The organism is Salinimicrobium flavum (assembly GCF_042684505.1).
In the GTDB taxonomy this organism is placed as follows: Bacteria; Bacteroidota; Bacteroidia; order Flavobacteriales; family Flavobacteriaceae; genus Salinimicrobium; species Salinimicrobium flavum.
Genome location: NZ_JBHULT010000005.1, coordinates 321114 through 342153, shown reverse-complemented (window position 1 = coordinate 342153; position 21040 = coordinate 321114). Strand labels below are relative to the sequence as shown.

15 protein-coding genes and 1 other RNA gene are annotated in these 21040 nt (G+C 40.6%); 10 read left to right on the top strand and 6 right to left on the bottom strand.

What is annotated here, in order from left to right:
* The first annotated feature begins 137 nt into the window (after positions 1-137).
* Positions 138-2075: a redoxin domain-containing protein gene (locus ACFSTG_RS01980; RefSeq protein WP_380747940.1), complete on the top strand. Its 1938-nt coding sequence runs from the start codon at positions 138-140 to the stop codon at positions 2073-2075.
* 111 nt (positions 2076-2186) lie between these two features.
* On the opposite strand, the gene ACFSTG_RS01975 is transcribed toward ACFSTG_RS01980, so the two are convergent.
* Positions 2187-4736 (bottom strand): adenosylcobalamin-dependent ribonucleoside-diphosphate reductase, encoded by a 2550-nt coding sequence (locus ACFSTG_RS01975; RefSeq protein ID WP_380747938.1) that lies wholly within the window; start codon positions 4734-4736, stop codon positions 2187-2189.
* Positions 4737-5045: 309 nt separating this feature from the next.
* Between ACFSTG_RS01975 and ACFSTG_RS01970 the strand changes: the two genes are divergently transcribed.
* A complete protein-coding gene (locus ACFSTG_RS01970; protein ID WP_380747936.1) occupies positions 5046-6338 on the top strand; it encodes a mechanosensitive ion channel in 1293 nt (430 codons plus the stop codon).
* Positions 6339-6390: 52 nt separating this feature from the next.
* On the opposite strand, the gene ACFSTG_RS01965 is transcribed toward ACFSTG_RS01970, so the two are convergent.
* Positions 6391-7218 carry an endonuclease/exonuclease/phosphatase family protein gene (locus tag ACFSTG_RS01965; RefSeq protein WP_380747934.1) on the bottom strand — a complete coding sequence of 276 codons (828 nt, stop codon included), beginning with the start codon at positions 7216-7218 and terminating at the stop codon, positions 6391-6393.
* Positions 7215-8438, bottom strand: coding sequence for an NAD(P)-dependent oxidoreductase (locus ACFSTG_RS01960; protein WP_380747932.1), 1224 nt, complete (start codon positions 8436-8438; stop codon positions 7215-7217). The genes ACFSTG_RS01965 and ACFSTG_RS01960 overlap by 4 nt, the downstream gene beginning before the upstream one ends.
* Positions 8439-8658: 220 nt before the next feature.
* On the opposite strand from ACFSTG_RS01960, the gene ssrA reads away from it, so the two are divergent.
* Positions 8659-9058, top strand: a transfer-messenger RNA (tmRNA) gene (ssrA, locus tag ACFSTG_RS01955).
* A 291-nt stretch (positions 9059-9349) separates the two neighbouring features.
* On the opposite strand, the gene ACFSTG_RS01950 is transcribed toward ssrA, so the two are convergent.
* On the bottom strand, positions 9350-9841 hold the full coding sequence (locus ACFSTG_RS01950) for a DUF305 domain-containing protein (RefSeq protein WP_380747930.1): 492 nt from the start codon (positions 9839-9841) through the stop codon (positions 9350-9352).
* 106 nt (positions 9842-9947) lie between these two features.
* Complete coding sequence (locus tag ACFSTG_RS01945; RefSeq protein WP_380747929.1) at positions 9948-10484, bottom strand: DUF3347 domain-containing protein; 537 nt, start codon at positions 10482-10484, stop codon at positions 9948-9950.
* A gap of 487 nt (positions 10485-10971) precedes the next feature.
* Here ACFSTG_RS01945 and ACFSTG_RS01940 point away from each other — a divergent pair, with 487 nt between their 5' ends.
* From ACFSTG_RS01940 to ACFSTG_RS01930, 3 genes are all read left to right on the top strand, one after another.
* A complete protein-coding gene (locus ACFSTG_RS01940; protein WP_380747927.1) occupies positions 10972-13113 on the top strand; it encodes a copper-translocating P-type ATPase in 2142 nt (713 codons plus the stop codon).
* A gap of 95 nt (positions 13114-13208) precedes the next feature.
* A complete protein-coding gene (locus ACFSTG_RS01935; protein WP_380747925.1) occupies positions 13209-13604 on the top strand; it encodes a transmembrane 220 family protein in 396 nt (131 codons plus the stop codon).
* A 3-nt stretch (positions 13605-13607) separates the two neighbouring features.
* A complete protein-coding gene (locus ACFSTG_RS01930; protein ID WP_380747923.1) occupies positions 13608-15968 on the top strand; it encodes a TonB-dependent receptor in 2361 nt (786 codons plus the stop codon).
* 68 nt (positions 15969-16036) lie between these two features.
* Here the strand turns inward: ACFSTG_RS01930 and ACFSTG_RS01925 are convergent, their stop codons facing one another.
* A complete protein-coding gene (locus ACFSTG_RS01925; protein ID WP_380747921.1) occupies positions 16037-17350 on the bottom strand; it encodes a PQQ-dependent sugar dehydrogenase in 1314 nt (437 codons plus the stop codon).
* A gap of 561 nt (positions 17351-17911) precedes the next feature.
* Between ACFSTG_RS01925 and ACFSTG_RS01920 the strand changes: the two genes are divergently transcribed.
* From ACFSTG_RS01920 to ACFSTG_RS01905, 4 genes are all read left to right on the top strand, one after another.
* Entirely contained in the window at positions 17912-19336 is a 1425-nt protein-coding gene (locus ACFSTG_RS01920) for a DUF1254 domain-containing protein (RefSeq protein ID WP_380747919.1), read from the top strand.
* A gap of 301 nt (positions 19337-19637) precedes the next feature.
* Complete coding sequence (locus tag ACFSTG_RS01915; protein ID WP_380747917.1) at positions 19638-19916, top strand: hypothetical protein; 279 nt, start codon at positions 19638-19640, stop codon at positions 19914-19916.
* A 119-nt stretch (positions 19917-20035) separates the two neighbouring features.
* Complete coding sequence (locus ACFSTG_RS01910; RefSeq protein ID WP_380747915.1) at positions 20036-20395, top strand: hypothetical protein; 360 nt, start codon at positions 20036-20038, stop codon at positions 20393-20395.
* Positions 20396-20500: 105 nt separating this feature from the next.
* Complete coding sequence (locus ACFSTG_RS01905) at positions 20501-21004, top strand: hypothetical protein (protein ID WP_380747913.1); 504 nt, start codon at positions 20501-20503, stop codon at positions 21002-21004.
* Positions 21005-21040 lie beyond the last annotated feature (36 nt).

Below are 21040 nucleotides of genomic sequence, written 5' to 3'. Positions count from 1 at the left end.
TTTCTATTCAGAACCCACTGCCTCCACCGCTGTGGGTTTTTTTTTGATTTTCCTTATTCAGCAGAAATAAAGGGCCTAATATGTCAATTCCATTAAAAAATAATTACATTGTAAGGATTTTCTCAATTTATTAACCTATGAAAATAAAATCGATTATTTTGTTTGTGCTCCTCACAGCACTTATCCTGTCCTGTAAAGATGACAAGAATATGGAAGATCCCGGAACTAATTTGGGAGCACTGCATATTTCAAAGCAGAAACCTCAGCCCGGCGATCAACTGGACCTGACCTATACCGGAGATGCCTCAAATTTGGCAGACTCAGCGGAAGTAGTAGCCTTTTATCATTATTTCGTTGGTCCTGATGCTTATCCTGAAGACATTGAATTCACCGATTCGTCAGGAGTATGGAAAGCCAGCATTGTACTGCCCGATTCTGCAACTACCGTTGCCATCAATATCTCTCAAAACTGGAAAATAGACAATAACAATAAGAAAGGATTTATTCTTCCGCTCTATGATTCGAAAGGAGAATTGTTAGCCGGCAGCAAAGCCAGCCAGGGACACTTCTATAATTCTTATGGCAGCAGGTATGAAGTCAAAAATGACTCTGCTTTCGCCTTGCTTGAAGAAGATCTGGAGGAAAATCCTGAGTTGAATAAGGATTGGGATGTAGTATATGCCCGAATGTTATATGCAAAGGACAAAGAAAAAGCCAAAGCCTATATTGAGCAGCGGATAAAAGAAAGAGGTGGAAAAGAAAATCCGGAAAAAGAGGATTTGATGACTGTCCATAAATTATATGAACTTCTGAAGGAGAAAGAATCTGTCGATTCACTTGAACAAATCATTGCCCAAAAATTTCCAAAAAGCTTACTGGTGAAGCAGAAATACCTGCAGGATCTACAGAAGGCGAAAAACGTGGCTGAAAAAGAAGAGATCTTTGAAGAGTTCAATAAGAAATTTGGACCGGAGGAAACAGGATTCGAGAAAAACTATATGTTGGAATCATTACTCAGGGTCCACGCGAAAGAAGGGAATTGGGAAAAGTTCGACCAGTATTCTGAATTAATGACAAATAAAGATAAACAAGCGTCCCTTTATAACAGCACTGCCTGGAATATGGCTGAAAAGGATCAAAATCTTAAAAAAGCCGCCGAATTATCCAGATCATCCTTAGAACTGCTTAAGCAGGGAGAAAAACCTGATTACTACACAAAGAATCAATTTGAAAACAGTCAGGAATATTCTGAAAGGATGTATCAGGACACATACGCCTATATCCTGATGAAACAAGGGAATATCGGAGAGGCAATCGAATACCAGGAGAAAGCTATAGGCGAAGGTCTCTATAGCGAAATGAATGAGCGCTATGTTCAGCTTTTAATAAAAGGTGGCCAAACGGAAAAGGCACTAAATAAGGCTGCCGAATATATCAGGGAAAACACTGCAACTGCGGCTACAAAAGAAGTTTTTAAAGAAGCTTATTTAAAAACTAAGGGATCAGAAAAAGGGCTTCAGGAAAAACTTGCAGAACTGGAGAAAGCAGGAAAAGAAAAAGCTATAGCAGATATTAAAAAGGAAATGCTTAATGAGAAGGCTCCTGCCTTTACATTAAAAGACCTTGAAGGAAATGAAGTCTCCCTTGCATCGTTGAAGGGAAAAACCGTGGTTCTTGATTTCTGGGCTACCTGGTGCGGACCCTGCATTAATTCCTTCCCCGGTATGGAAAAGGCAGTTGAGAAATATCAGGATGATCCAAAGGTCGCGTTTCTGTTTATTGACACTTTTGAAAATGCTGCTACCAGAGAAAAAGACGTAGCCGATTTTATTTCAGAAAATGATTATCCTTTCCACGTACTTTTCGATCAGGCTTTAGACGACTTTAATACATTCAAGACTGCCCGGGACTACGATATCTCCGGAATCCCAACAAAAGTCATTATTGGCCCTGAAGGAAAAATGAGATTCAAAAAAGTGGGATACAGCGGAAATAACGAGGAAATGGTTCAGGAGTTGGATATTATGATCGGGCTTTTAAACAAGAAAGCTTCAGAGAAAGAAAGTAATACTTAAACCTTTCTTTAAAGAAGCTCAAACCACGAACTTCTGAGGTTGAAAATAAAACAAAAACCCCGCTTCCAAAAGGAACCGGGGTTTTTCATTTTTATCGGGGGACAAAAATTACTATCCACATTTTGAGTATCCGCAGCTCTTGCAAACCAGGCAACCTTCAGAGAAATGTATTCCTTCAGGATCGCCGCATTCTTCACATAGTTTATCGGCAGCCGGAGTTCCATCGGGTACGAACTGTTTAAGGGCACGAACCACACCGGCTTTCCAGGTGTTGATGTTCTCATCCATCAGGTTAAGGTTATTGATAAGGTCAACCACGTAAGGAATTGGCATTCCATGACGCAACACCCCTGAAATTAACTTAGCATAGTTCCAGTATTCCTCATTGAACGATCTCGACAAGCCTTCAATGGTTACTTTGTATCCATGTTTGTCACAGAACTGGAAGTCATATCTTGAATTACCATCATCATCACGATTCTTGATCACATATCCTTTTTCTACCCAGGTAGGAAGATTGAAAACATCTTCCATCTTCCCGGTAAATATCTCATAGGGACGATTATGCAGTAAACCTACAACTGCGATCCATTTCTCATTATCGTTATTGAATCTTACGATTTTCGCATCAATCTTTTTAGGCCTTTTTGGCGCAAAGGTTTCTGTGAAAATAGCTTCCTTGTCTTTGGCCTTTTTATCTTCAGAAGAAACCAGGATACCACTTCGGGAACCATCACGGTAAACTGTAATACCTTTTAACCCCTTTTTCCAGGACTCAACGTAAATGTCACTTACCTTTTCAAGGCTAACATCTTTAGCCAGGTTTATGGTGGAGCTTATTGAGTGGGTGGTATATTTTTGTACCAAAGCCTGCATCTCAACCCGTTTTTGCCAGTTGATCTCAGATGCAGTGGCACCTGCGTATGCACTTAAATTGATGTCATCCTTACCTGTAGCATCCATCCAGGTTTTCACTTTTGGGTGATAAACAGTGAACTCTTCGAAAGCATCACCTGTGTCATCTACAAATGCCACTTTCGCATTCTTCTCAGACGGATTTACTTTCCTTCTTCTGGTATAAGCCAACATAAAAACCGGTTCAATTCCTGAAGAGGTTTGGGCGAGCATGCTCAAACTTCCGGTAGGAGCTACCGTACTAATGGAAATATTCCTTCGGCCGTGCTGCATCATTCTTCCGTAGATCTCGGGGAATTCCCTTTTCATCATTTGAACGAAGTCTGATTTCTCTTCGATCTCAGGATCAAATACTTTAAAAGGTTCTCTGGTGATCGCCATGTCAATACTACTGTCAAACTCTCCGCGGAACTTTGTTTGCATGATCTTGTCAACCACTCCAATGGCTTCCGAAGTATCAAATTTCACCCCAAGGGCGGCAACAGCATCGGCAAGAGCGGTAAAACCAAGACCCGTACGACGGCCATTTTTACCATTTTCTGCTAACAGTTTCCAGGTATCGATTTCATTCTTCTTAATGAAATCTGGCTCATCATCCTGGTTGATCTTCGCAAGTATTTTTTCAACAGCTTCAAGTTCAAGATCTACAAGGTCATCCATCAAACGCTGTGTTTCATAGATCACTTTATAGAATTTCTCATGGTTGAAGCTCGCATTCTCTGTGAACGGCTCATCAACAAAACTGTAAAGGTTCACTGCGATCAAACGGCAGGAATCCCCGCCTTGCATTGCGATCTCAGAACATGGGTTGGTTGAACTGTTCTTAAAGCCGGGATAGTATGAAGAGGTGGAATAAGTGTGTTGCTTATCCCAAAAGATCAAACCTGGCTCTGCAGTATTATGGGCACATTTAATGATCGTATCCCACAGATCTTTTGCACGAACGGTTCGGGTATATTTTGGATTCGGACTGTCAATTGGCCAGCGAAGTGTAAAATCTGTATCATCTGTAACCGCCTGCATGAACTCATCAGAAAGACGAAGGGAAATGTTTGCCCCGGTCACCTTTTTCAGGTCCTGTTTAATGGTAATAAAGTCGAGCACATCTGGGTGAGCCACATCAATGGTAAGCATTAACGCACCCCGTCGACCATTCTGGGCCACCTCACGGGTAGTGTTAGAAAAACGCTCCATGAAAGAAACTGCTCCGGTGGTAGTTCCTGCCGAGTTGGAGACCATGGCATTTTTTGGCCTCAATCCCGAAAGGTCTACCCCTACTCCACAACGTCTTTTAAACAACTGCACAAGCTGCTGGTCTGTATAAAGAATTCCGCCGTAAGAATCATAAACCGGAGGTACGACCACACAATTGGAAAGGGATGCGATCATTTGATCATTTCCCAGTGCTGCCATCACACTACCTTGTGGAATGCTGTATTTGAAGTCTTTAAAAAGCTGAAAAATACGCTCCTCTGTAAGAGCTTCCCTCGTTTTACCGTATTCTGAAAGATTCTCAGAAGTGTTTGCGCGGTCGGCATATTTTGCCTCAACACGGGCAAATTCCTTAGCCATACGCTGATGCATATCATTTGGAGTAAGTTCCAGGAAATTTCCGCTTTTGTCCTTTACCGCATATTTATTGATCCAGGTAGTGGCCGCGAGCTCATCATTATTAAAATATTTCAATGATGCTTTTAAGACTTCATCATACTTATAGGTCTGGGTGCTAAATAATTCTTCAACCATGGCAGTTTAATTTTATTATTACAAGAAAGAGGGATAAAGTTATTTTAATTATTCGTTCCTGAAATAAGCTCATACACATTCTTATTAACGAAAGACTGTTGAAAAATTTTTTGATTTTTTTTTAGAAAATCCACACGCTTCACCAGCCCTTACTATGATTGATTCCATCAAAATCCTGTCCAGTTTTTAACCTTAATATTATATTAACAATAAATTGAAATATTTTCTAAACTCTTGTTAACCATCTGTGGCTTAAGGGGTTTTTATGCTAACTTCAGGTACTAACTTTCTAACTAAAACCAAAAAAAAATGGAAAATGAATTAGAACAAATTGGTGAACGTATTGCCAATTTTCTGCCTGATCTTCTTGCGGCTTTACTGGTCCTTTTAATAGGCTGGTTGATCGCGAAAGGCATCAAAGCCCTTATCGTAAAGATGCTTCGGAAAACCTCCTGGGATGAACGTGTTTTTGGAAGGGAAAACATTGAAGACACTAACGTTTTCGTAGCCAATATCTTTTACTATCTCATAATGATCATCGTTCTTTTGATCGTTCTCGAGATCCTGGGCATTAGTGAGGTACTCACCCCTCTGGAAAACATGGTAAATGAATTCCTCATGTTCATTCCAAATCTTATTGGAGCTATCGTTATTGCCTTTATAGGATATATCCTCGCGAAATTCGTTTCTAACCTCATCCATATAGGTGGAGGATTGCTGGACAAGTGGGTGGATAAAACAGGATTCAAGGATACAGATAAACTGGTCGACATCATTCGCAAGATCGTATTCATCGTGATCTTCATTCCGTTCCTTATCCAGGCGTTCAATACTTTACAACTGGATGCTATCTCAGAACCCGCAAATGATATTCTGTACGGTTTTACTGAGCTTATTGGGGAGATCGTAATTGCAGCGCTTATCCTTATAGTATTTATATGGGGAGGAAAGTATTTGGCCAATTTCCTGGAAGACCTTTTCAGGAGTCTGGGACTTGATCATACTGCGGAAAAGATCCAGATACATAATATGATAGGATCAGGGCAATCCTTATCAAAGCTGGTGGCTAACTTAATTTATTTCTTCCTGGTCTTCTTCGGAATTATTACGGCGGTAGAGATCCTCGGCCTTTCAAGGTTAACCGAGATCCTGCACCAGATTCTTGAGGTGACAGGACAAATATTGTTCGGAATTGTGATCCTGGCGATAGGAAACTATATTTCCCTGCTGATCTACAACACTATGACCCGGTCTGGTAAAAATCATTTTATCGCAGGAGTGGTAAGATGGTCGGCTTTGGCTTTGTTCATTGCCATTGCCCTAAGGACCATGGGAATCGCCAACGAGATCGTGGAACTTGCCTTCGGACTCATTCTTGGAGCTATAGCCGTTGCGGTCGCTTTAAGCTACGGACTTGGGGGACGCGAAGCTGCGGGAGAACACTTCAGGGACATTATTAAGAAGTTCCGGTCTGAAGCTTCAGATATGGAAGATCCAATGCGTAAAAAAACTGACCTGCCGGGGGAAAGAAGGACACCTCCTCCTTCACCGGGAACTCCCCGAGACAAAGATGAACCCGAAAATCCAACTCCGCCAATGTAGTAGAAACATAAAAAAAACCGGCTCAAGCCGGTTTTTTTTATGTCTTAATTTTCTATTTAAGTTGCACCTTAACCAATACAGGTAAATGATCTGAGGGATACTTCAGGTCTTTGGAATCTGAAAGTACCGCGTATTTGAATACTTTAAAGTCTCCTTTGGAAAGGAAGATGTAATCAATGCGCTTGTTTACCGGTTCGTGAAAATTATAACCGTTGAAAGTGCCTTCGGGTCCAAAAACAAGATCGGCAACGGCTTTGGAGTCTTCCATTTTTTCTGAAAGGAACTTCACCTCTTCTGTTTCCGGCTCCAGGTTAAGGTCTCCCATAAGAATAGCAGGTAATTCCTGCTCATTGATCTCTTTCATCTTCTCAAGGATCATTTGGGAACTGTTCTTCCTTGCCTCTATGCCTTCATGGTCAAAATGGGTATTGAACACCCAGAATTCCTCGCCGGTTTCCTTATTGCTGAATTTTGCATACGTACAGACCCTTGGATAGGAGGCGTCCCATCCCATTGAAGGTTTTGCAGGGGTATCAGAAAGCCAGAAGGTGCCCGACACCAGTTTTTCAAATTCCCGGGTGTCATAAAAGATCGCACTATATTCCCCTTTTATTCCCCCATCACGGCCTTCACCTAAAAATTCATATCCCCCGAGATTGGTTTTCAAATGGTCCAGCTGCTCCTTTACCGCTTCCTGCACTCCAAAGATGCCGGGTTCATAGAATTTGATCTGGTTAGTTAGGTGGTCCTTTCGTTTGGACCAGCTGTTCTCCCCATCGGTTTCATTGGCATACTTTATATTATAGGTCATGACATCCATTTGCGCCTGTACAGGGAATACGATTGCTGCTAAAACGAATATTAAAAATACTTTTTTCATTTCTGTTCCATTTTGATCTTTCCATCAACATAGTCCTGCAGGTATTTGAATCGTGGCGTCAGCTCCCCGTTCTTTGTCATTCCTGATCTTTCAAGGAGCCCATCCCGGTCATTATTAAAAAAAGCCGGTAGAACATTATCCAGGAACATCCTGCCAAATCCTTCACTGGCATCCCGGGGAAGTTCGCAAGGCAGATTATCTACCGCCATTACCGTTACCGCACTTTTTTCCCTAAAATCAACCTCTGCGGCCGTTTGGGGATTGTAACCGTAGAAAGGTTCCGCTATTGTTGAAGGCCTGATAGTACTGGCGATGGGTCCTGCAATATCACAGGAAATATCTGCCACATATTTAATTCTGAAATCATCTGCCTGCATATCCTTTTCCGTATAGAATACCGGTGCACCCTGCCCGTAAAAATGGCCGGCAATAAAGAAGTCACTTCCTCGTGCAAACCTCATAAAATCTGATTCATAGAGTTCAGGGTGTTTATAGAATTCACGTATAGATCCTTCCCCACCGTCTTTACGTTTATTATAGTCAATCACATCAATCTGACAGTAAACCGGTTCCTGAAAATCCTTTTCCAGATAATCTTTCACCTTAACCTTTTTGATCTTCAGGTGTTCAAGGATCTCTTTAGCCCCACGCGCTACCTTTCCGTTTCCTGTAAGTACGATCTTTAGGGGAGGAAGACTGATCTTGTCAAGTTCTGCCAGCATGGCATTAAGATCTGAAAGGGACTCTGCCTTAGGCAGCTCAAAAAGGTCGTTTTTGAGGCCTATTGCCCTGAAGCCGTTATAGGCTCCCACCAGCCCCGCGTATCTTCCGAAGCCTATAAGACGTGCCCCCGTTTCATTCACGATCACCTCGTGGTCGTAAAGTTCAATATTCTTCTTAAGGATCTCCCTTAAGAGGTCACGGTTATAAGGCTGTTTTTTAATGGTATGAGAGAAAAAAAAGTATTTTTTATTTGGAATTAAATATGGAATTGGCACCTCCTTTACCCCCAGCATAACGTCACAGTGCGAAACATCTTCGGAAACCTCAAAGCCTGCTTCCTCATATTCCCGATCTGAGAAGACGCGAATATCTGAACTCTCGACTTCGAAATGTGCATCAGGAAACTTTTTGGCAGCTTCCTTCAATGTTTGTGGAGAGAAAACAACCCTGCGGTCGGGCGGGGTTTTACGCTCTTTTATGAGGGCAAATTTTATCATATTTTGGAATAGCTTTTGTGATTATGAGGACGAACCCCAAAGATAGGAATTTAATACTATCTTTGCACTGCGGCAGGGATTGAAGCGGTTAGCTTTTTGCGAGTTAAACGAGTAAAAACTAAAAGTGGAAAGCCCGGTTCCTCGTAGCTTTTGCGGAGAGGAGGCCGCCTTTATAATTGGCATGAAAAATGCACTAAATACAATAAGTTCTTTTATTTATGGGGTCGACTTGGTTTTGACAGCGAGTCTAATTGGGTTGTAAGCACGTCGAGCGCTGGGATATAGCTCGTAAATCTCATATTTCACACTTTTTTAAACGGCGAGAATAACTACGCCTTGGCTGCATAATCCGAATCACAGTAGGATAGCTTAGTCCCTGCAAGGCAGGGAGCCAAGATGTCTCGTGGAAGCCTTGATTTACGGCGTCCACACCAGAGGCACCGATAAAGTAAATATAGTAACTGCAGGGCCTTGATGCGGTTGCGAAACTTAATTGAGGATAAGTGTAAAGTTGGTGGTTTTCGGCCGGCTTTGCATCGAAAAACAAGCGAAAACTAAACGTGAAGAAAGCAGCTGAATTGCTTGTTTGCACGAGGGTTCGAACCCCTCCGACTCCACAATCATTCACAACTGCGTTGTGATTTAAAAATAAAGAATCCTGCCGAACTTGTTCGAGCAGGATTTTGTGTTTTAAAGCACCCAGACCGCAGGGATGGGCAGTTGTAATTGCAGTATGGGATTACCAGGGGAAGGCGCAGCCAACCCCTCCGACTCCACAATCAAGCGGAAATTCTGCAATGGATTTAAAATAAAATTCCCGGCAGGTATTTTCACCTGAACGGGAATTTTATTTTAAGACATCGGCGGCAAAGTGCCACTTCCTGATTTCTAATTTTTAGAAAAAGTATTCTTTACTCTTCAATGTTTTCAAGCCTGTAAATTATTTTTTTCATTTCCGCAATTTCCCGTTCCTGCGCCTCAATAATTTCCTTTGCAAGTTTTTGTGCTTCAGGGTCCTTAATATCTGCTCTCTTACTGGTTAAGATGGCAATTGAGTGATGAGGTATCATTGCCTTCATCCACAACACATCACCCACCGGAATTTGTGCCCTTACTAAACCTAAAGAGCTTAAAAAAATCACCAGGCTACCTGCGTATATGGCTATATTCTTTTTTCGGTTTTTATACATTCCCAACATCATGGTCAACATGATCACGGCCATTGCACAGATCCCTAAAATAGCCATATAGAATCTTGTTAGACTAAACCAAACGTGGTCCCAATCATAGGTGTTCATGTACATTGTTATATACATTGCAATAAATGAAAGGACCAGCATAATTATAAATCTGGTATAATTCCCTTTTTTCATTCCGCTGTGTTGTTTTTCTTCTGGGTTCATTGTTTATGAAATTTACTGTTGGTTATTTTTAATTTTTTTTTCTATTAATCAAGTAATGTTTAGAAAGTACTTATATGAATAAGATACAAGGGGTAATTTCTTCTTGTTATTTTGATATGGTTTTTTCAACTGATCCGCATTTTGGCATTTTTTCCCCAAAATATGGATTGGAAATTTCTTCTACACTGGCATACCAATAAGCCCCTTTGTTATCAAAAGCCATTGGGCAGAATTTTTTGTAGATCGTACCCCCTGAGAGCGCATCTTCAAACATTGGCCCGGCATTTTCCGTGAATTGGGCAAACAATTCCCTTTGAGCTTCAATATCATCTGTCTCGGACATTTGCACTGCAAGGGCCTTCATTACAGCCCTTTCTTCAGAAAAAGATTCAGCCATGGAATGTGCTACGTCCTGCACCTGATCTGCATCAGATAAAGTTAATGCCATTTTTATCTCCAGGTAATTGTGCCATATTTTACCCGTCATCCCATCAATGAAATGTTGATCTGCAATATCAGCAGTCTTTTTGCTTTCTTTTTTAACTTCCTCGGGGGTATTTATTTCTACCGATTGCTTTTCCTTACAACCAATAAATGCAGTGAATAAAAAAGCTATAATCGTTGTTTTAAATAAGGTTTTCATTTTGTGACATTTTAAATGTTTATAAAATTTCCGTAATAAATTATATATGGTAAATCAATCTTCCTATTCCAGCAGCTAACTAAAGTTAGTGATTCATTAATATTTACCGCTTAATTAGGGTTAAAATTTATATAATCTGGTCTTAAGGGATTCTCAAGTCACTTCCCTTGAGTAAAATAACGGAAATGGTGATAGCAGCCTCCCAATGATCCACTTCGAGCTTTCTCGATTCCGCTTCAAAAAGAACCGGCTGGTGATAGGTACAACATGAAGTAACTCAAAATTTTAAAAAAATGCGTAATTTAATTAGTCACTGGCTAATTATTACGATTAAATAAAGAACTGGTAAATGCCATTCCAGCATAAAACTAAGATGCTTTTATGAGAATCTAAGGGAGTCAGTTTTACGACCATTCAACCTTTAGCTCTTCATCCATTCTAAAGCTGAAGATTAAGCTGTAAGAGTTAACCAGTAAATCAGGAAATCATGGAACATAACCATCACGACAAAGACAACGACGAGCCGAAAAATGCTCCGAAGCGGAAAGCCGGGAAAGAGGAATCAAATATACAGGATGAGCTGGCCGAAAAAACCAAACACGGGCATAATAAGGCAATGGACCACGATGAAAAACGCAAACATGCTGATAGCGAGCCGGGACATGGCCATGCGGGGCACGATCATCATAAAATGATGATTGCCGATTTTAAAAAACGCTTTTGGGTAACCCTGGTCCTAACTATCCCAATCCTGTTCCTCTCTCCAATGATCCAGGATTTCTTTGGGTATGACTACCTTTTACCTGGCAACCAGTACATCCTCTTTGCCCTCTCCACAGTGGTATATTTCTACGGGGGTTGGCCGTTTTTAAAGGGTTTTTGGTCTGAAGTAAAAAAGGCTGCACCGGGGATGATGACCCTTATTTCTATGGCTATTACGGTAGCATATTTTTACAGTTCTGCCACAGTCTTCGGGTTAGAAGGGGTTGATTTTTTCTGGGAGCTTGCCACCCTTATCGCTATAATGTTGGTAGGACACTGGATAGAAATGAAATCTGTCCTGGGTGCTTCTAAAGCTTTGCAGCTTTTAGTGAGTATGATGCCTGCCGAAGCTCACCGTATAAATGGCGATGAAGTCGAAGATGTTGAGCTGGACTCTTTAGAAAAAGGAGATATAATCCTTATAAAACCTGGGGAAAAAGTACCGGCTGATGGTATTATTGTGGAGGGTGAGAGCTACCTGAACGAGGCCATGCTAACCGGGGAATCAAAACCGGTTAAAAAGAATAAAGATCAAAAAGTAATTGGGGGATCTATTAATGGCAACGGGTCATTAAAGGCAAAAGTGGAGCATACAGGGAAAGACAGTTACCTGAACAAGGTGATAATGATGGTGGAGGAAGCGCAAAAATCAAAATCGAAAATGCAAAATCTTTCTGATAGGGCTGCAAAATGGCTCACCTATATCGCATTGGCCATTGGTTTTGGAACCCTTGCAGTTTGGTCAATCTTAGGCTTTCCTTTTGTATATGCACTTGAGAGAATGGTAACGGTTATGGTTATTGCCTGCCCTCACGCATTAGGACTGGCCATTCCCTTAGTAGTGGCTATTTCTACATCTGTATCTGCTCAGAACGGCTTATTGATTAGAAACAGGACAGCATTTGAAGAGTCCCGAAAAATTACCGTCTTATTGTTTGATAAAACGGGTACCCTCACCAAAGGGGACTTTGGGGTCACCCGCATCGAATCTGTAAATGATAAATTCTCTAAAGAGGAAGTCCTAAGGCTATCAAGTGCCCTGGAGCAAAGTTCTGAACATCCCATCGCTGTGGGTATCATCAAAAAAGTAAAAGAAGATAAAGTTGAGATTCCAAAACCGGAAAATTTCAATGCCATAACCGGAAAAGGGGTTGAAGCTACTGTAGAAGGGAAAGAAGTAAAAGTGGTGAGCCCGGGTTATTTAAGAGATGAAAAAATCAACATTCCTGAAGATGCTTACCGTGATGCGGCTGAAACTATTGTTTTTGTGTTGATCGAAGGAGAATTGGCGGGATATATTGCTCTTGCGGACGAGATAAGGCCGGAATCTGCAGAGGCTATTAAAATTTTTAAACAAAACAATATTAAGGTGCTCATGGCTACAGGAGATAATGAAAAAACTGCCAAAGCAGTTAGCGATAAACTTGGTCTGGATGGATATTATTCTGAAGTACTACCCCACCAAAAAGTAGAAATAGTTAAAGAATTAGAAAGCAAAGGTGAATTCGTTGCAATGACCGGCGATGGTGTCAATGATGCCCCGGCTTTGGCTCAGGCGAATGTTGGTATTGCTGTCGGTTCGGGAACGGATGTAGCAGCTGAAACTGCTGATATCATTTTGGTAAACAGCAACCCTCAGGATATCGCAAATCTTATTTTATTCGGAAAGGCTACTTATAATAAAATGATCCAGAACCTGGTTTGGGCGACGGGCTACAACGTTGTTGCCATTCCACTGGCTGCGGGGGTTCTTTACTCTACCGGCTTTGTTTTAGGTCCGGCAGTTGGCGCTGTTTTGATGAGTATGAGTACCGTTATAGTTGCCATAAATGCTCAGTTACTGAAGAGAAAAATTGGCGGAAAATAGAGGCTCCGGCTCAGGATTGTTGGGTAGTATAGGGCACATTATTAAAGTGGTAAACTAAAAATAGTCGCTCAGAAAAATTTTGACATTTGTAACACATGAAGATAACTAACATTTTATTTTCCATCCTTTTTATTATAGCTGCCTTCCTCCAGTTGAACGATCCCGATCCTCTCTTATGGTTTCTGCTGTATTTTTCGGGTGTGGTAATTTGCATCCTGGGATTGACAGAAAGAGAATATCCTATGTTAATTTGGATCGTCCTCACGATTTATATCATCTATTCCACATATCTTCTTTTAAGCCCTACCGGAGTCCTGAGCTGGTACAGGGACCATGACGCCGAAAATATTGCACAATCCATGAAAACAGATAAACCCTGGATTGAAGAGACCCGGGAATTCTTTGGGCTGCTTCTCCTGATCTTTTCAGCTGTATTAAACCTTTTAAATATTCACTCCAGAAAAAAACCTGGAACATCAACTTTAAATTAAATCATGAAATATTTTCTCCTCTTACTTATCATTATCCTCTCATCGCCTGTTTTTGGCCAGACTAGCTCAGATTTAAAAGGCATTGTAAGAAATGAGGCTTCTGTGCCTGTCCATAACGCCAGGGTTCATCTTTTAAACACTTCATTTACTACTACCACAAACATTTCCGGAGAATTTGACTTTTTGAAGGTGCCCTATGGTTCTTATGTAATAACTATCCAAAAACCAGGTTTTGCTCTGGTTTCTCAAAATGTGGTTATTCATGAAACTTCCAACACAATTGAATTCCTTCTGGAATCAAAAATGAACCGCCTGGATGAGGTGACGGTAACTGCTCAGAAAAGAGAAGAGCTCATCCAGGAGATCCCGTTGAGTATTACAAGCCTATCCTATGAAAACGTAAAGCAGAGCCAGATCCAGAATGCAAATGATCTTACCGCTATTTCTCCGAATCTTTATGCCGGTGATCCCGGGGATAGGAGAACCGTAACTTCAATAAGGGGAATTGTTACTACCTCTTACGATCCTGCCATTGCTACTTATATAGACGGGGTAAATCAATATAACCTTGATACTTATATTACCCAGCTCTTTGATATTAAAAGAATAGAAGTTTTACGAGGACCACAGGGAACTCTTTATGGAAGGAATGCTATGGGCGGTGTAATTAATATAATAACCCGGGAACCTCAAAACCATACCACGGTATTTGGAGAAGCTACCCTGGGCAATTATAACCAGCAGCGGTACATGGCAGGAATAAGAACTCCTATAGGAGAGAATCTGTTTTTTGGTGCAGCCGAATTATATGAGGAAAGAGAAGGATTTTATACCAATGAATTCACCGATTCCAGTTACGATGATCAATTCAATTTTTCAGGAAATTATTACCTGAAGTACCTTTTCAGCCCCACCTGGAATGCCGCTCTGAATTTTAAACATTTTTCAGCCGAAAATGAAGGAGCTTTCCCTTTGAACATGGGGATTGAGGCTGCGCTGGAAAACCCTTATACACTCAACCAGAACCGGATTTCCACAATGAATGATAAGACCTTTAACACTTCCCTGGTCATTGATCACAAAGGAAAAAACCTCAACTTCAGTTCACAAACTGCCTACCAGCAGAATTACCGGTATTACGAAAATGCTATTGATGCAGATTTCTCCCCTCTGGATGCTATGTCGATCATTAATGACTATGGAAAGGACTGGAACACTGTTAAAGTTGCCACACAGGAGTTAAGACTCTCCTCTCCAAGTGGTCCCGACAATAAACTTGAATGGACTGCGGGAACTTACATGTTCTACCAGGAAAGTCCGGTAAAACAGGATACGCATTTTGGAGAGGATGCGGCGCTACTAGGCTCTGAAGAAACGAATTATTCGCTCATCAACACCAGTGAGGCAACCGGTAAAGGAATTGCATTTTTTGGGCAGGTTAACTATCAAGTCAGGGAGAAACTTAAAGTTATTGCAGGGTTAAGATATGATCACGAATACAAGAAGCAATCGGTGTTGGGAGAGTACCAGTTAGATTCCGATACTGAACCACTTTTCGAGTATCAGCCGGACACTACCGCCACTGCAAGCTTCAATGCCTTCTCGCCAAAAGTTGGTCTTACCTATGATCTTTCAGAAGAAAATCTCGTCTTCTTAACCTACAGCCGCGGCTTTAGGGCAGGAGGACTTACTCCCCTTAGTGCAGATCCTGCTCAACCCCCTCTATACGAGTACAAACCTGAGTTTAGTAACAATTATGAAATAGGTGCAAAAAACTCATTTTTTGAGAATAAGCTGCTTGTGAACGCCACGTTGTTTTATACGAAAGTGACAGACGTACAGGTGCCCACTTTAATTATGCCCGATGGGGTGATAGTAACCCAAAACACCGGAAGCCTAAACAGTAAAGGCCTGGAAGTAGAACTAAGAACCTTGTTAACCACAGGTCTCGAATTGAGTTATGACCTGGGATATACTGATGCAGGTTATGAGTCGCTGCTTATAGCACAGGATGGCGGTGAAGTTAATTTAAAGGACAACAAGCAAATTTTCACCCCGGAGGTAACTTCGATGCTGGCCCTTCAATACAGGTCAAATTTAGGACTTAATGGAAACTGGGAGTTTACGGCACGTGCGGAATGGAAGTATTTAGGAGAACAATATTTTGATCTGGCAAATTCACTCAGGCAGGAGCCTTACAATTTGTATAATGGAAATGTTGGAGTCTCCTATAGAGATATTAAACTTATGATTTGGGGCCGGAATATTTTTGATACTCAATACATAAGTTACGGTTACAATTTTGGGGCAGTTCACCTGGGTAACCCCGCTACCATGGGAGTGACTTTATCATTTGAGATATAACTTTCCCAAAAAACTAAAACCCCCCTATATGGGAGGGTTTTTTGTTGTCTTCAAGAACCGATAGATGTTTAATTGCCGGGAACCATCTTAAACATTTTTCCGGTATTACCTATAGGGCCTTCTTCATCTGTCGTAAGGACAAACATTTCCCCGTCATTGCTCTGCCCAAAGGACAAAAGATAATGGCCAATCGAACTCGAATTAGTTTGAGCAATTTTCAGCTCCTGAAAATCCCACATTCCGGTCTCTTTTGGAGTTGCCATAAACACTACTCCTTCAGGTTTACCATGGTGTTGTGTCCAGGTTCCAAAAATGTATTTTCCTGCCATGTTTTGCAGGTTATCACCCCGATAGACATGCCCCCCTATTACAACAAGTCCTTTTCCGCCGTCTTCGGCGCCACCTTGTTTAAACTCCAGGACGGGATCAATCAGAGGATTACCCATTTTATCTTCCTTAGGACATTCTTCCCTGGTCTTATCGTTATTATATGCATTAAAGCAATGAGTTCCTTCCTTTACATTCCAACCGTAGTTACCACCTTTAGTGATTACGTTGATCTCCTCCCATAAAACCTGACCGGCATCTCCTGCTATTAAATCATTATTCCCTTCAAGATCAAAAGAGAATCTATAGGGATTTCGAAGTCCGTAAGCGTAAATCTCATCCATACCCTCTTTGTCTACAAAAGGATTATCTTCAGGAATGGCATAGGGAGATCCAGTATCAACATCAATACGCAAAATACTTCCCAGAAGGTTCTGCTCTACGTCCTGTCCATTTCCGCCACCATTTTCGTCGTACCAGTCGGGGACATGTCCCATATCGATATCATTTGCACCGCCACCGTCACCAAGGGCGATATAGAGATAATTATCCGGGCCAATTGCTAAACTTCCGGCATTATGATTATCCTGAGGTTGATGGACTTTCATAATGATCTTTTCTGAAGCCTGATCGGCCATACCGGGATTGTTCGGGGACACCCGAAATTCAGAAATATGGCTGGTATGATCCCAGTTATCGGGAGCTTCTTCGTCTAACGGTGCACTGTAATACACAAAGAATCTTCCGTTATTACTATATTCGGGATGAAAAGCCAGACCAAGAAGTCCCCGCTCTTCGTGTGCATCTTTCAGAGGAACTATTTTATCCTTCAGATTCAAAAAAGGCTCCTCGAGAAGACCTTTTTGAGGATCATGAATCCTGATTAAGCCCACCTGATCAACAATGAAGAGTCTTCCCGATTCATCAGGGGATTCCACAAGTGCTACAGGAGAAACAAGATCCTGGGCTACTAATTCTAATCCAACGGTTTCCTGCGATGAACTTGTAAGTATATACCCGAAACTAAATAATAAGAAAAGTGATTTCATTTTCATACCTAAATCTTAAAATTCTTGAATTAATTAAACAGAACATAGAATTTAGCTAAAATCTTTTTATCAAGGGGTTAACTGCCTGTTAAATACACTTTTAAAGCATTATTGTGAGTTTTAAAATAATCATTTCTACTTCAAAACATGAATTATATTGCTTTAGCAGGAGAATGATGAGATATTTTAAAGTCAACAATGAAAAGTTCAACAGTTGGGAGAGGTATTACTCATAGGTATAAATGGCGGATGCAATTCTAAAAACACAAAACATTTAGAAAGTGGAGAAACTTTCTCAAATTCACTTTCTGATTCCTTAAATTATTTACAGCTATTCCCTGGTAATCAAATCCCATTATCTCTACCTGCACCTTCCCTTCAGTAACAGCAGTAAAGGCGATTTTCCTATCCATCACTGACTGCATTTCAATGTATTATAATCGTGAATTCTGAACGATCTGAATTACTGCCATTTTTTAATAATATTATTGTAACTAACTGACAAATATCATCTTACAAATAATACGATTCCTTTTACTTTAGAAATAATATTAACCTTTTACCTAAATGAAAAATTTACTTTTCTTAAGTATGTTCTTCTTCCTTCTTACTGGATGTGAAAAAGATGAACCGCCCGTGATTGATGAGACAGCACAAATCATCAAGGATGCATACATTTATGCATATCCGCTTATTTCAATGAAAACAACAGCTAATGTGGTGACCAATGTTGTGCATAGTACGGATCGAGGTTTTGCTCCTTACAATCAGTTTTCACACAGAAATGAAATTCCTGATTACAATTTTACATCTGTAGTTTCGCCTAATGTAGATACTTTTTATTCTTCAGCATGGCTGGACCTGGATGAAGAGCCTATGGTTTTGTCTGTCCCGGACGCAACCTTATATAAGCCTGAAAATGCGCCATGGAGGTATTATATGATTCAAATGATGGATGCCTGGAGCAATGTGTTTGCTGCACCGGGTGTGAGAACAACAGGTACAGAGGCCCAGTCTTTTCTGATATCAGGTCCAAATTGGTCAGGAAGTGTTCCGGGAGGAATGACACATTATGTATCTCCCACAAGGCTAGTATGGTTATTGGGCAGGACAATGGTTAAAGGCACAGATGACAAAGCAACAGTCCAGGCATTTCAAAATAATATGTCATTGATGCCATTATCAGCCTGGCCTGGATCCTATAACCCTCCAGATGGCGTTTTTAATGATAGTATTGATATGGCTACCCCTCCTGTAAATCAGGTAGCAGCATTACCTGTTGAAACATATTTTCAAATGCTGAGTGATTTGATGGTAGACAACCCTGCTGCTTCATACGATATTGCCATAGTACAGAAACTTACACAGCTAGGGATAACCCCCGGGGGTGAATTTAAACTTTCTGACTACTCGAAATCTGAGCAGAGGGCCATCCGGGCGGGATATGCTGATGGACAGGTTCAACTGGCAAATTTAGCCAGTACGATTCAAAGAATTATTAAAAACGGATGGAGTTATATGTTGGATAACGTCGGGAATTATCAAGATCATTATGACTTGAGAGCATATGTTGCAAAAATAGGATTAGGCGCCAACTTGCCCGAAGATGCTGTCTACCCGTTTACTACCTATGATATTGCATTGGATCCACTGAATACCAACTATAAGTATACTATCACGTTTCCGGCGGGCGAGACACCTCCGGCACGAGGATTCTGGTCTTTGACCATGTACACTGCCGACCACTTCCTGGCCCAGAATCCGATAGACCGATATGCTATCAGTAGTTATATGGATTATCAACTGAATGATGATGGCTCCTTAATATTGTACCTTCAAAAAGACAGCCCCGGTATTGAAAAAATATCCAATTGGCTGCCTACCCCACAGGATGCCAATAGCTCCTTTAATCTCATGCTACGTATCTACTGGCCGGAACAGAGGGTATTGGATAATCAATGGGAGGTTCCGGGTGTTGTGAAAGTGAATTGATCAAGCAAAGAGTAAACTTTAATTAATCCAATTTTCCTTTTCATCTAAATCGAAATCAAAAATTGCATCACTCCTTTTTTAAACGCCGCAGGTTCTTCTTGTAGCTTATTTCTTTTATTGTCATAAGTTAAAAGGATTCTATGAGTGAGGTTATTGTAGGTATCATATTCTTTGTCTGCCTTTATTTGCCCTTATTAAAAAATCATTTAATATTCAACCAAAGATCAGGAATAAGTATACAAAAAAATTGAGCTGGTATAGAATTTGGTAAAGGAATTTTCTTAAATGACAACAAACAAAGATGAAACAGAATTTTTTTTTGGGGCTGCTAATGGTGGTCCTTTTTTCTTCATGTGAGTATGGCCGGCAGGCTGAACAAAATTTGAAAGAGTTCAATTCTCAAGTCGAAGATATTGATTCCATGATAAATGATGGAATTGAAAAGGTAACTGAGTTAGATTCAATTTTACCCGAAACAAATAAAAGACTTAAAGAGGCAGATTCTATCATCAAAGACGCTTCTTCAACTTTAGATTCCCTAAAGCAAAAAGTAGATCGCATCGAAAATATCTTTAATTAGCCCTGAACAATTTTGTTTAGCAGCTTTTAGACAGTATAATTCTCCCTGTAAAAAAATTTATCCTAAGCGAATTGCCCGTGTTTTTTTAACATAACAATGTATTACATTTGATAATGAAAATGTTGAAAAGATTATTCTTACCATCACAGATGGTCCTTCTTTTCCTGTTGCTCTTTGGGAGTAGCACCGGCTCCTTTTCGGCCAATTTCATATTTTCCGTTAACGGCATTCAGGAAGCCCAACACGATTCAAATGTCACCTCTTTAATAGATGACCAGGTTGTAAATCTTGGTGATTCTATTCTTCCTGCCCAAAAAACAATATTTTTCCTTAAAGGGAGTATGAATAAAGTGGGGGATCTGTATGAACAGACCATTACCCACACCAATATCTCCCAAAATTATATTAAACGCTCCCGGTATATTTTTCCTTCTTTGGGAGTGAAGGAGGTGATTTTTCCCTTTCACGTTTTTCTTTAAGTTTCCAGTACTGTTCATTTGAAATTGGATGATGAAATACTCACTCCCCGTGCTGTTCTTTATAATGGCATGTTTTCGATTACCTGAAACTTAAAAACTTAAAAAATGAAACTTGATATACTAATAGTAGACTTTGCCCTTCTTGTGCTGGTTTTCATTCCCTACGTCTTATTTATATTTATTGGATCCAGAGAAGTAAGAAAGCTAAAAAATAAATTCAAAGAAGAAGCTTTACATCATCAGCTTATAATTGATGAAAAAGACTCCTGGAACTCAAACATCATAGGCGTCGATACAAAAAAAGCTATAATCCTTTTGGTTCAGAATAGAAAGACTGAGGTACATGCTGAATTTATCAAACTGAAGGAAGTTAAAAACTGTGAAATCCTTCGGGAAGTGCAAACCTTGAAAATTGACAAACGTACAGAAGAAATCCTTCAACGTATCGACCTGAGATTAACATGTCGCAATGACTCCATCCGAATTGTTAATCTTTATAATTGTGAGGAAAACTATGCACAGGAATATGAACTGAAACATGCAGAAAAATGGAATAATAAGATCAATTCTATGATCAGTTATCGCCCTGCGGTAAATTCTGCCGCTTAAAACTGCTAACAAAGGAGAAGAGACTGTCTTAGTCTC

What these genes read in the sequence shown, in the direction of transcription:
- ACFSTG_RS01980 (WP_380747940.1), top strand. Translation starts at nt 138, where the DNA reads ATGAAAATAAAATCGATTATTTTGTTTGTGCTCCTCACAGCACTTATC.
- ACFSTG_RS01975 (WP_380747938.1), bottom strand. Translation starts at nt 4,736, where the DNA reads ATGGTTGAAGAATTATTTAGCACCCAGACCTATAAGTATGATGAAGTC.
- ACFSTG_RS01970 (WP_380747936.1), top strand. Translation starts at nt 5,046, where the DNA reads ATGGAAAATGAATTAGAACAAATTGGTGAACGTATTGCCAATTTTCTG.
- ACFSTG_RS01965 (WP_380747934.1), bottom strand. Translation starts at nt 7,218, where the DNA reads ATGAAAAAAGTATTTTTAATATTCGTTTTAGCAGCAATCGTATTCCCT.
- ACFSTG_RS01960 (WP_380747932.1), bottom strand. Translation starts at nt 8,438, where the DNA reads ATGATAAAATTTGCCCTCATAAAAGAGCGTAAAACCCCGCCCGACCGC.
- ACFSTG_RS01950 (WP_380747930.1), bottom strand. Translation starts at nt 9,841, where the DNA reads ATGAACCCAGAAGAAAAACAACACAGCGGAATGAAAAAAGGGAATTAT.
- ACFSTG_RS01945 (WP_380747929.1), bottom strand. Translation starts at nt 10,484, where the DNA reads ATGAAAACCTTATTTAAAACAACGATTATAGCTTTTTTATTCACTGCA.
- ACFSTG_RS01940 (WP_380747927.1), top strand. Translation starts at nt 10,972, where the DNA reads ATGGAACATAACCATCACGACAAAGACAACGACGAGCCGAAAAATGCT.
- ACFSTG_RS01935 (WP_380747925.1), top strand. Translation starts at nt 13,209, where the DNA reads ATGAAGATAACTAACATTTTATTTTCCATCCTTTTTATTATAGCTGCC.
- ACFSTG_RS01930 (WP_380747923.1), top strand. Translation starts at nt 13,608, where the DNA reads ATGAAATATTTTCTCCTCTTACTTATCATTATCCTCTCATCGCCTGTT.
- ACFSTG_RS01925 (WP_380747921.1), bottom strand. Translation starts at nt 17,350, where the DNA reads ATGAAAATGAAATCACTTTTCTTATTATTTAGTTTCGGGTATATACTT.
- ACFSTG_RS01920 (WP_380747919.1), top strand. Translation starts at nt 17,912, where the DNA reads ATGAAAAATTTACTTTTCTTAAGTATGTTCTTCTTCCTTCTTACTGGA.
- ACFSTG_RS01915 (WP_380747917.1), top strand. Translation starts at nt 19,638, where the DNA reads ATGAAACAGAATTTTTTTTTGGGGCTGCTAATGGTGGTCCTTTTTTCT.
- ACFSTG_RS01910 (WP_380747915.1), top strand. Translation starts at nt 20,036, where the DNA reads ATGTTGAAAAGATTATTCTTACCATCACAGATGGTCCTTCTTTTCCTG.
- ACFSTG_RS01905 (WP_380747913.1), top strand. Translation starts at nt 20,501, where the DNA reads ATGAAACTTGATATACTAATAGTAGACTTTGCCCTTCTTGTGCTGGTT.